This is a genomic window from Desulfobulbaceae bacterium (assembly GCA_013792005.1).
Classification (GTDB): Bacteria; Desulfobacterota; Desulfobulbia; order Desulfobulbales; family VMSU01; genus VMSU01.
On the sequence record VMSU01000252.1, the window covers coordinates 1 to 10,982 of the forward strand.

The following is a 10,982-nucleotide window of genomic DNA, read 5'->3' on the forward strand; positions in this document are numbered from 1 at the left end:
GACCCAGAAAGGTGCCGAAGCCCAGAACCGTAACTGTTCAGCAGTGCCGCAGATGCTAGGCATCGGCCTGCGATGTGTGCTTTTCGCACATGAGCAGGCCGATAACAACGCAGATGTGGCACTGCTGGACAGTTACAATATTTATTCTTATTTATTGTGTAATGAGGTTGTTTTTACCTATAGTGAGAGAGAGGCTAAGAGGTATTGAAGAGGATGAAATGGTGCCTCAGCGGGTAGCAGACCAAATAACATAATTTGAAAAAGGAGGGGGTTTTATGAAAAAAAGACTGTTGGTAATGCCTGTATTGCTGGGGATCTTTTCTCTGTCCTCTTGGGGGGCTTTGGCGATCGGCCAGACGCCCGTCCAGGAAATGGCACAAACGCAGGAACAGGAGCAGATCTACGGGAGTCAGTTGATGACTGAGCAGGAGCGGGCCGAATATCGAGTCAGGATGCGTAGTGTGGCAACCAATGAGGAGCGAGAGCAGATTCGCCTGGAACATCATCAAGCCATGATGGAGCGGGCAAAGAGTCAGGGGGTAACTCTGCCGGCCGAACCACCGGCAAGAGGCGGTGGTTCGGGAACTGGAGGCGGCATGGGACAGGGACGCGGCATGGGGAGTGGCGGTGGGCGTGGTCGTTGATTCTGAGAGTTTCGGAATGAAGCATCATCTGATTACTTTAGGGACGCGGAAATTACCAATTTACCATAACGCATCCCGGCTTTGGGCCATCTTTGGTCGCACCTCAATCACAAAATCCTCGACGTAGCGCTGCTATGCCTGCGGTTTTGTTCAATCGGTGCAACCAAATCTGACCCAGATCCGGGCGCGATCCAGGTAAATTGGTAATTTCCGAGTCCCTTAGAAGTCCTCAAATTCTGTTTCATTAAAAGGAATAACGTCCTGAGGTTTTGGTTGGGGTTTCGGCGCGGTCTTGATCGGCGTCTTTGGCGCTGGCAGGGACTTGGTTAGTTTTGTTGGGGGGGGTGCCGGCGGCGGAATGGTCTTGGCCTTCCTTTTGTTGTTACTCTTTCCGCCGACCATGGACAACAGTTCGAGTACCGACTCCCTCATGCCGTGTACCTGGAGGTTCAGTTCTTCCGTGGCGGAGGCAGATTCTTCGGCAGTTGCGGCGTTCTGTTGGGTAATGGTGTCTATTTGGGTGATGGCGGAATTCACCTGGCTGATGGCGACGGCCTGTTCCTTGGTTGAATTGACAATTTCTCCGACCGTAATGTTCATCTTTTCGATCGACTGGCTGACAGCGTGAAATGAGGTGTTGGTTTCAATGACCAATTCCGACCCGGCCTTAATCTTCAGCACAGTGCCTTCGATGAGGGAGGAGGTGTTCTTGGCCGCTTCGGTAGCGCGCATGGCAAGGTTCCTCACCTCGTCGGCCACCACGGCGAACCCGGCGCCGGCCTCTCCGGCCCGAGCCGCTTCAACCGCGGCGTTTAAGGCCAGCAGATTGGTCTGGAAGGCGATTTCGTCAATGGTTTTGACAATCTTATGGGTTTCTGTGCTTGCCTGCGAAATCTCATCCATGGAGGCGGTTAGCTTTTTCATTGATCCATCAGCAGCCTGGAGTACTTGATTAGCCTTCTGGATCAGGAGTTCGGATTCTTTGGCGCTATCGGCATCCTGTCTGGTCATGGCCGTCACTTCTTCCATTGTGGCTGAAATTTCTTCCACTGCGGCGGCCTGACTGGAGGCTCCGTCTGCCAAACCATGGCTGGTGGCTAAAATTTGTTGAGAGGCATCATTAACTTGGGATGCCTCGTCATCCATTTTGAAGGCAACGTTGGTCAATAGAGTCGAGATCGTTCGGGAGAGAAACCAGGCAAAGCCCACTCCTAAGATAACGGTGACCACACCAAAGATAATAGCCGAGAGGCGGGTTTTGACGGCAGCGGCAATCATTGCCTCGTCGGTCATTATCTTGCTGCGCGCTTCTTTGCGGATCTGTCCCAGGATGTCCTGCACAGCATGTACTGAAGCAATGGTTTTTTCGCTGTAGATTTTTTGTGCCTGTGACTTGCCTGCTGCTTGGGCATCTGCTTCGGTGACCATATCCTTAAGAATGCTTACGGTGGAGTTGAGTTGGGGCAGGGTTTCGCTGGTAAAGAAAGTTAAGGCCTCGTCAAAATTCTGGGTGGCTAAGAGATCTTTCAAGTGGATGGCCGAGGAGTGCATGGCTTTGTGACCGTCGTGGATGGAGTCGAAAAGCTCTTTGAACTTTGAACTGCCTTGCTGATAGGCAGTCTTGGCTTGTGCCGAGTTCAACCATTTGCCGAGACCGCACTTGGCGGGATCGGTCTCCACATTTTCGAGGGTGGCGCTTTTGGCGAGCAGGGCATCGCGGACACGGTTTGCCCAACCCAGGTGGGCCGCCTCTAAGGTGATCAACTGTGCGGAGAGGAGGGTGTCTGCCGGCTTGAATACGGTATTGATCTCGGTAGCGGAATCATGGAGCGCCTGGTGGGGCTGTTCGATGTTCTTCAGCAGGGGGGCAAGAGTTGGCGCCATGTGTTCAGCCTGCTGGCGACCATCGCCATAGAGCCATTTGCCAAAGCCGCATTTGGTGTGGTCGGTCTCGACATCAAGTTCGGTGGTGGTCTCATTACTGAGCAGGGAGGAAACCTTTGCCACCCAGTTGAGATGATCAACTTCCTTTTGGGCGAGGGTGGCATCAAGTTTATTGCCGTCAATGACCTCCTGTGCGTCGCCAACTATGTGATCAATTCCGTAAGTGTTAATGACAATCATGGTCACCAGCAAAGCGAGAATTGCCATGAAGCCGGAGGCGATTTTTTTTCCAATGGTCAGTTTGTTCCAGGTCATATGGGCTCCTTTTATTGACAGTAGGATGATGACATCAATAAATATAATTATACGCAGGATTGTGATGTGTAGGTCAAGTGATATTTTCACCATTTAATTTTTTTCTTAAATAGTGAAAAGTTGCTGTGCTCCCGGCGGGTATGTGTTTCCTGGTGTCAAGACTTGGAATTAATCTTTACCGCCTGTGTGTGGCAGGTCTTTTCTTTCTGGTATCGACGGTCTTTTTGACATTGGTTCAACCATGGTTCAGCGAGTGTCGTTCCCCAGTGACTGTGGTTCCTGATTATCGTTGAATAATTCTTACCCGCCTGCTACATCAGAGGGAATCGTTGTCTTTCCGGACAAGATCACTGACATCCACTTCTGTACAGGCTAACCAACTATGGACTATCAATCAACAGACCACATAAAAAGACCAATCCTTGTCGCGCTCAGCTTAAGCTTTCTCTTGCTGTTCGGTATCTTTGTCTATGGCACCTACTACCTGATGCAGGAGCATGTTGCCGATAAGGTCCGGGATAAGCTTGGCAACGTCAATAATCTTTTGAAATCAGTAATTGAGGAGGAGACTGTTGAGCTGAGCGCAACCATGGAGATTGTGCTGGCGGACCAGGTGTTGACCGATGCCTTTGTTGTGAAAGATCTTCAGGTGTTGCAGCAGAGGGCGAAAGATCATATGGGGAAGTTATTCGATAACTATGTGGTCACCAGCTTCACTTTTTTGGGTTCGGATGGCAGCAAGATATTACAGGCCCAGGATCTGGTCCGTGATGAAGAAGTGCTTCATAGCTCGGTACTTAAACGGGCCATCGCGAGTCATGGCGTGTCCAGTGGGGTGGAGGTCGCTCCGTCGGGGATGGTGATTCTGCGGATGGTTCGACCTTTTATCTACCAAGGGCGTTTATTGGGGTACTTTGAGGCCAGTAAAAACATTGGGGGATTTGTGGATCATATTCACCGGATTCTTGGTGTCGATCTGGCTCTGTTTGTGAATAAAAAACGGTTGAGCCAGCAGGCATGGCAAATCGAGTCCGGGCGGAGGATGTCACGGGATTGGGAGCTGATGAACAATTTTGCCATTGTTCGTCAGACCATGATTGAAATCCCTCCGATCTTGATTGATTTTCTTCGAGAAACGGTTGATTGCTCAGGAGATAAGCATCTGCGCACAATTCATAGCTTCCGTCAAGGGCAGAAGGTCTTCAGGGCAGGGAACCTCCCTTTTCTCGATTCTGACGGCGATGATATTGGGGATTTGTCTGTGGTGATTGATGTTACCAGGGACGATGCCCTTCAGCTCCGGGTTGTCGCCATGGTCGCAGGGGCCTGTTTTATCCTCGGCGCAATGATGATTGCCGCCTTTACCTTTTTCCTTGGGCTATTACAGAATCGTCTTATTACTTCCCGCCAAACCTTAAAAGATGAAATTGCTTTCCGGAAAACGGTTGAGAAGACTTTGCAACAGCAGGCGGAGTTCTTGAACTCAATCATTGACTCGGTGAGTCATCCATTTTATGTAATTGATATTGCAACAAAAAAAATAACATTAGCCAATAAGGCCTCGGGTGTTCTTAATTTTCCGGAGGGTGTTACCTGTTATCAGCTCACCCATCACCAGGATTTCCCCTGTGGAAACGAGGATCACCCTTGCACGATAGACCGGATCATGGCTACAGGGAAAGCGGTGGTGCTTGAGCATGTTCATCTCGCGGCTAATGGGAGCCGCCTTTATGTGGAAATTCATGGGTATCCGGTGTTTGATCCCCGGGGAAAGATTGTCCAGGTTATCGAGCACTGTATTGATATTACCCTTCGTAAAATGACTGAGGATAATCTTCGTCAGGCCAAGATCGTGGCAGAAGATGCGAATCGGGCCAAGAGTCAATTTTTGGCCAATATGAGTCACGAGATTCGGACCCCGATGAATGGGATTATAGGATTTACAGACCTCATGTTAGGGATGGATTTGGGTGAGGCCCAGCATGAGTACTTGGGATTCATCAAGAGGTCTGCGGATCGGTTGATGGATATAGTCACTGATATCCTTGATTTTTCCAAGATCGAGTCTGGTAAGATTGAGATGATGAGTGAGACGTTCTCTGTGGCCCAACTCCTTAACGATAGTGTTGGGATGATGGCGGCCAAGGCTCTCGAAAAGCCTTTGGAATTGGTCTATTCTGTTGATCGCAACTTGCCAGGGGTAGCGATCGGTGATGCTGGGAGATTGCGGCAGGTAATTATCAATCTGGTCAACAACGCGATTAAATTTACGGAAGAGGGTGAGATTGAGGTTCGTGCCACACTTGGCGAGCCGCTATTGCCAGATGATGAGACGGTGTGTTTGAAAATTTTGGTGCGGGACACCGGGATCGGGATTCCGGTTGAGAAGCAACAGGTGATATTTGAATCGTTCAGCCAAGCTGATGGCTCGATGAGCCGAAAATATGGCGGCACAGGTTTAGGTCTTGCTATCTGTGAACAGCTGGTCAAGTTGATGGGGGGCAAGATTTGGGTGGAAAGTAAGATTGGTCAGGGTTCGGTCTTTATCTTTACTGTTCAACTTGGTCTTCAAAAGCAAAAAATGATATTTCCTCTCCCTGGTGAATCCGAACTGACAGCACTGTCTGTGTTAATTTGCGAAGGCAATGCCACCACACGAAATGTTCTGCGGGAGATGCTCTCAGGAGTGGTGGCCAGGGTTGAGACGGCGGACGACGCGGATCAGGTGGTGGTGGCCATGGAACGGGAGCGTTTTGATGTCCTCCTTATCGATGAGGCGTTACCGGGGTTGGTAGGGGGAAAGGATTTGGAGGCTACTGTAACTCGTCAGAAGGATAATCTGACCGTGGTTGTGATGCGGAGATCAATCAGGGTGTCTTCTGGTGAATCGGTAATTCCCTGGGCCAGAGGCGGGGCGGTTATCAAGCCGGTTAACCGGGAAAACTTGATTGTGACTCTCTGTCAGGCCGTAGCCACATCTCATCCATCACGATTCGGCTCTTCGAGGGAAGAGAAGATGGCCAGCGGTCAAAATCAAGGTGTGCGGATTCTTTTAGTAGAGGATGACCCGATTAACCAGATGTTAGCGTTAGCGTTACTTGAGGATCGAGGATATTCTGTGCTGGCTGCCTCAAACGGCCGAGAGGCTGTTGAGGTGATTAACGAGGGATTTGATGTGGTGTTGATGGATGTTCAGATGCCGGAAATGGATGGCCTTGAAGCCGCCCGGTATATTCGGAAGCAGGAGCGAGGGACTGGTCGTCATGTGCCGATCATTGCCATGACCGCCCATGCCATGCGTCAGGATCAGGAGCGGTGTTTTGAGGCCGGCATGGATGATTACGTTTCAAAACCGATTAATGCCCAGGCGCTTTACTCAACTCTTGAGCGTCTTCTTCGGCGATCTGAATCGTAAGATTCGGTCACAATAAACCATCCCATCGGGCTTGTTTTCTTGTAAACGTTCACCGGGCACTCCATCTGCTTCGCAGTCTCGCAAACTCGCTTAGCTGTCAGCGGCCTGCTCATGTGCAACTAGCACACTTCGCAGACCGCTTTATTGACCGACGAAGCGGGTCAATATAAATCGCGCATCTGGAGTGCCCGATGAACGTTTACATTCCGGTGAAATCGGCATGTTCAACGCTTCTGGTGAACGATTACGTTTTCTTGGCCGTTGTCTTAGTTGCTCTGGAACGCTTATAAGGCCTTGGGATACGACCAGACCTCCTGCTCTGAATCTTTTGGGGCGGATTATGTTCGTGGGGCCCTAATATATGCCCTCACATGAGCGTACTACAAGGTGCAAACACGGCTGCGGCCAGCGGCTTTAGCCTTATAGAGGGCTTCATCGGTTTTATGGATCCACTGTTTCTTGTCAAGACCAGGATGCCACTCCACTAATCCTATGCTGATACCTAAGATGCCACGTCCTGCTCCGGGCAGGTCGAGTTGATTGATTGTCTGACAGAGGCGGTTGGCCAGGATTTCCGCAGCATTAATGGTGGTGTCCGGCATGATCAGCATGAATTCGTCGCCGCCCATTCGGGCCAGGATGTCGCAACTACGCACGATTCGTTCCATGCAAGAGGCGACGTTCTGCAAGACTAAGTCGCCAACCCCGTGGCCATAAGTGTCGTTGATCTGTTTGAACTTGTCCAGGTCCATGCAGGCGAGGGTCACAGGATGCCCGTGACGTACGGTTTGGGCCAGGATTGAGTTGATCCGTTCGTCAAAAACTCGTCGGTTCATCAAGCCGGTCAGGGCATCGCGGCTTGCTTGTTCATAGAGGTCTTCATACTCCAAGGCACGCTGCAAAGGCTCGCAGAGGATCTGCAGTCCCTTGGCCAGCAGCTGGTTTTCGTATTCACCGATTTTCTTTTCCTTGCGTATAACCAAGAGAATGCCGCTGCCGGAAAACTGGTCGAGTTGCCAGCTTTGGATATAATAGTCGTCTTTGACCCAGCAACAGGGATGGGTTGATTTGGGGCCAGAATTAAAAGCCTCCTTGGCAACCGCCATGGCTTGCCGACGTTCAGGTCCGTGGCAGGAGCACAGCAGGTGGCGGCGGGACCGTTCGGCGTTGTTGTATGCGAGCAGGTCGTGATTGACCAGAGGCATCAGCCATACTGAAAAGGCCTCAAGCATGGCCGGCATGTCAACCGCAGCTGCCAGGCGGACGTGAAGTTCGTTGACCATGGACAGCCACTCAGACTGACGACGATAATGCTCAAGTTCAACGATCAGGCTGTTCATACTGGCAACGTTGGTTATTGAGGGATTATCTGTATGGTCTGCGGCAGTATGGGTAATTGTTTGCATGGGTTACACTCCTGGACGATTCATTCTTTACCTCAGTATCGGCATCTTTGTTGAAATACTTGATGCCATTTTTGTGCCAGAGAGGTGTCGTATGGGAATGTACGAATCGGTTGAGGGTCTGAATGGATTCTTGCTCTTGCATTATGTTGGTTTTATTTAATATTTTTTTCTCGATTCCATTCTTGCTGGTTGGTGATTCCTGCACCGCTTTTTCGTTCCCTCGGCAATCTTTGCCGGGTAGGCTCGGAATCGTTGCCAGGGGGGCGAGGCGGCAGTCAAATTTTTGACACCAATGACGAAACTACCGTCTTCGATTATTCATCTGGATATGGATGCTTTTTTTGCTTCCGTTGAAATCCTTGACAACCCTGTGCTGGAGGGCCAGCCTGTGATTGTTGGTGGTGGGCATCGGGGTGTGGTCTCGGCAGCCTCCTACGAGGCGAGACGATTTGGAGTTCACTCCGCTCTCCCGGTAGGGATCGCTCGCAATCGCTGTCCTAATGGGGTTTTTCTGTCTCCTCGCATTGAACGGTACCGTCAGGTGTCAACACAGATTATGGACCTGTTTGCATGTTTTACTCCGGTGGTTGAGCCAATATCTTTGGATGAGGCTTTTCTTGATGTGACCGGTACGGAACGGCTTTTTGGAACGGCGCGTGATCTGGCAGAGCACATTAGGAAGCAGGTGCGTGATGAGGTCGGCTTGACAGTGTCGGCAGGAGTCGGCACTTCGAAACTAGTGGCTAAGATCGCCTCGGACATGAATAAGCCTGATGGCTTGACGGTAGTTTTGCCAGGCACCGAGATTGAATTTCTTGCTCCACTTGCAATCAATAAATTGCCCGGGGTCGGGCCTGCGGTCTGCAAGCAGTTGAACTTGCTCGGAGTGCGGACGATAGGTGATCTGGCCCGGGTGCCTCTGGCTATTGTGGAAAGAAAACTTGGCCAGGCCGGTCGTCAGTTGCATCAAGCGGCATGGGGCATTGATGACCGGCAGGTCGAGTCAGGGAGAGGTGTGAAATCAATGGGTCATGAGGAAACTTTTGCCGAGGACCTGATAGATTTGACGGTGATCAGGAGGGAGTTGCTCTCTTTGGCGTTAAAGGTGGGAAGTCGTCTGCGCAGGCATGGGCTGGTGGCCCGGACAGTTGTTCTGAAAACGAAGTATTATGATTTTGTCCAAACTACCCGATCCAAGAGTCTTGCGGTCACCGACGATGACGAGACTCTCTACCGGACAGGATGTCAGTTGCTGGTGCAGACCTTGGCGGGACGTAAGCCGTTGCGTCTGCTGGGACTTACCGCTACCAATCTGCACGAGGGATGTCTTGCCCGGCAGGGTTCGCTTTTTGATCATTGTGGTGGCAGGGAGGAGAAGAGGCGGCAGATTAATCAGGCCGTGGATCGGATCAATGCGGTTTATGGTCGAGACGGGATCCGGCCTGCGGCTTTGCTTGAGGAGTAGGCGTTATCCTCCTGTGGTGGCAGTTTTGTTCTTTTTGACCAGATCAATGAATCGAGGCGCCCACTCCGGAGTCGCGAGGGCATGGATGTGCGTGTAGAGGGCCAGGACATTTTTGTATACCAGACCGTCGCCGCCATCGGCAAAGCCGATGCCGCGCTGCATGGTAAAGGCTAGATCGGAATTGGCGCCTTGCCAGTCAATCACCTTGCTGTAGCGGAATTCGTGACCCTTGATAACGGTCCCTTCCTGGTAGACTGGGTTAGTGGCGGTAGCAGTCAGGGCCGTGTAGCCATGGGCTTGTGGCCTTTTTTCCATGCGAAAGCTGAAGGGGAAGATATCCACCAGGGGGTAGGGGCCGCCCTCCAGTTCCATGGCCCGACCAAGGTAGAGCAGGCCCCCGCATTCGGCATATACCGGTAGCCCCTGTTCGATTCGTTGTTTGAGCGAGGTACGGAAGGTTGTGTTTTTAGAGAGGGCTTGGACGCTGTTTTCCGGGAAACCTCCACCGATATAAAGTCCGTCGAGGTCAGGGAGTTCCTGAGCCGAGAGGGCGTTCACTTCCAGGAGTTGAGCCCCGCATAATTCCAAGGCTCGTAGATTCTCCGGGTAGTAGAATTGAAATGCCGCGTCCTTGATGACCCCGATTCGGACGGTGTCGCCGGTGGGATTCTGCCATTGAGCATGTAGCTCTGTCGGAGGTGGGGGGACGATGGGAGCACTTAATTCGATCACCTTCTCAAGATCGATGGAGTCACGGATGGTCTGGGCCAGGGTTACGAGGGCGGTGTCGGCTCCGTCAAATTCCGGGCAGGGAGTGATGCCGATGTGCCGTTGGGGGAAGATGTCGTGGCGCTGACGGGGCATAGCGCCGAGGACGGTGATATCGGTATATTCTTCAATAGCTTGGCGGATGATGCGTTGATGCCGGGCTGAACCGATCCGATTAAGGATGACTCCTGTGATTTTGATCTCTGAACCCATCTGCTGACAGCCAAGGAGCAAGGCCGCAACGGTACGTGTAGTCTTGGTGCAGTCGACCACCAAAGTGACGGGAAGGCCGAGAATGGCAGCGAGTTCGGCAGTGCTGTATGAGCCAGCCGCGTTAACGCCATCAAAGAGTCCGCGATTACCTTCGACTAATGCAATATCACTCCCTTCAGAGTTTTCTTGGAAGGAGTGGCGGATGGTCTTGGCGGTCATCAGATAGGGATCGAGATTGTGACAGGGGCGGTGAGCCGCAAGCTGCAGCCAGCCGGCGTCAATATAGTCCGGGCCTTTCTTGAAGGGAGCGACTTTGATCCCCTGTTCGGTCAGGGCTGCGGTCAAGCCAACGGAGAGCACGCTCTTGCCGGATCCACCACAGAGGCCGGCTATGACGAAACCACGTGATTGATTCTTGATGGTGTGGGGCATGATGAAATTGAACCTTATTAAGAGTAAGGAGGCTTTGTTAAGCCAGTGATCAATGAATAAATTGTTTACCCATCAACCCAAATATTTTGGATAAGTCGATGGCGAAGTGTTAGTCTTTCGGTAGGGGGCAGTAAGGGACTCGGAAATTACCAATAAAACCCCAAAGAGACTAAACTGTCAATCCCTCACCATTAAACGAAACATTACTTCATCCCTTGCAAAAAAGGGCTGTCGTGATTAATTAAATCGAAACAATGTGAAAGTCGTGTTCGGGGTGTCCAACTGTCATAGGAATGTAAGCCTTAGCTTGATTATCACTATGTACACTCATTAATTTAGTTGAAACCATTTTTGATGGTCTTGCAAAAAGTCACGGGATGGCTAAGCAAAAGTGCGCTGCAACGCAGTAGATCGGGCTTTTTGCGACGCCATCATTTTTA

At 51.3% G+C, this 10,982-nt stretch carries 6 protein-coding genes; 3 read left to right on the plus strand and 3 right to left on the minus strand.

All coding sequences use genetic code 11. The annotated features are described in order from the left end of the window. Nucleotides 1-275 precede the first annotated feature (275 nt). On the plus strand, nt 276-644 hold the full coding sequence (locus tag FP815_16510) for a hypothetical protein (protein MBA3016530.1): 369 nt from the start codon (nt 276-278) through the stop codon (nt 642-644). A 219-nt stretch (nt 645-863) separates the two neighbouring features. Here FP815_16510 and FP815_16515 read toward each other — a convergent pair whose 3' ends face one another. Beyond that, complete coding sequence (locus tag FP815_16515) at nt 864-2,936, minus strand: methyl-accepting chemotaxis protein (GenBank protein MBA3016531.1); 2,073 nt, start codon at nt 2,934-2,936, stop codon at nt 864-866. 289 nt (nt 2,937-3,225) lie between these two features. Here FP815_16515 and FP815_16520 point away from each other — a divergent pair, with 289 nt between their 5' ends. Beyond that, complete coding sequence (locus FP815_16520; GenBank protein ID MBA3016532.1) at nt 3,226-6,258, plus strand: response regulator; 3,033 nt, start codon at nt 3,226-3,228, stop codon at nt 6,256-6,258. 380 nt (nt 6,259-6,638) lie between these two features. On the opposite strand, the gene FP815_16525 is transcribed toward FP815_16520, so the two are convergent. Further along, nucleotides 6,639-7,664: a GGDEF domain-containing protein gene (locus tag FP815_16525; protein ID MBA3016533.1), complete on the minus strand. Its 1,026-nt coding sequence runs from the start codon at nt 7,662-7,664 to the stop codon at nt 6,639-6,641. A gap of 292 nt (nt 7,665-7,956) precedes the next feature. On the opposite strand from FP815_16525, the gene dinB reads away from it, so the two are divergent. Beyond that, nucleotides 7,957-9,129 (plus strand): DNA polymerase IV, encoded by a 1,173-nt coding sequence (gene dinB, locus FP815_16530; protein MBA3016534.1) that lies wholly within the window; start codon nt 7,957-7,959, stop codon nt 9,127-9,129. Between the two features lie 3 nt (nt 9,130-9,132). Here the strand turns inward: dinB and cobB are convergent, their stop codons facing one another. Next, nucleotides 9,133-10,542, minus strand: a complete 1,410-nt coding sequence (gene cobB, locus FP815_16535; protein ID MBA3016535.1) for a hydrogenobyrinic acid a,c-diamide synthase (glutamine-hydrolyzing) — start codon at nt 10,540-10,542, stop codon at nt 9,133-9,135. Nucleotides 10,543-10,982 lie beyond the last annotated feature (440 nt).

What these genes read in the sequence shown, in the direction of transcription:
- FP815_16510 (MBA3016530.1), top strand. Translation starts at nt 276, where the DNA reads ATGAAAAAAAGACTGTTGGTAATGCCTGTATTGCTGGGGATCTTTTCT.
- FP815_16515 (MBA3016531.1), bottom strand. Translation starts at nt 2,936, where the DNA reads ATGGTGAAAATATCACTTGACCTACACATCACAATCCTGCGTATAATT.
- FP815_16520 (MBA3016532.1), top strand. Translation starts at nt 3,226, where the DNA reads ATGGACTATCAATCAACAGACCACATAAAAAGACCAATCCTTGTCGCG.
- FP815_16525 (MBA3016533.1), bottom strand. Translation starts at nt 7,664, where the DNA reads ATGCAAACAATTACCCATACTGCCGCAGACCATACAGATAATCCCTCA.
- dinB (MBA3016534.1), top strand. Translation starts at nt 7,957, where the DNA reads ATGACGAAACTACCGTCTTCGATTATTCATCTGGATATGGATGCTTTT.
- cobB (MBA3016535.1), bottom strand. Translation starts at nt 10,542, where the DNA reads ATGCCCCACACCATCAAGAATCAATCACGTGGTTTCGTCATAGCCGGC.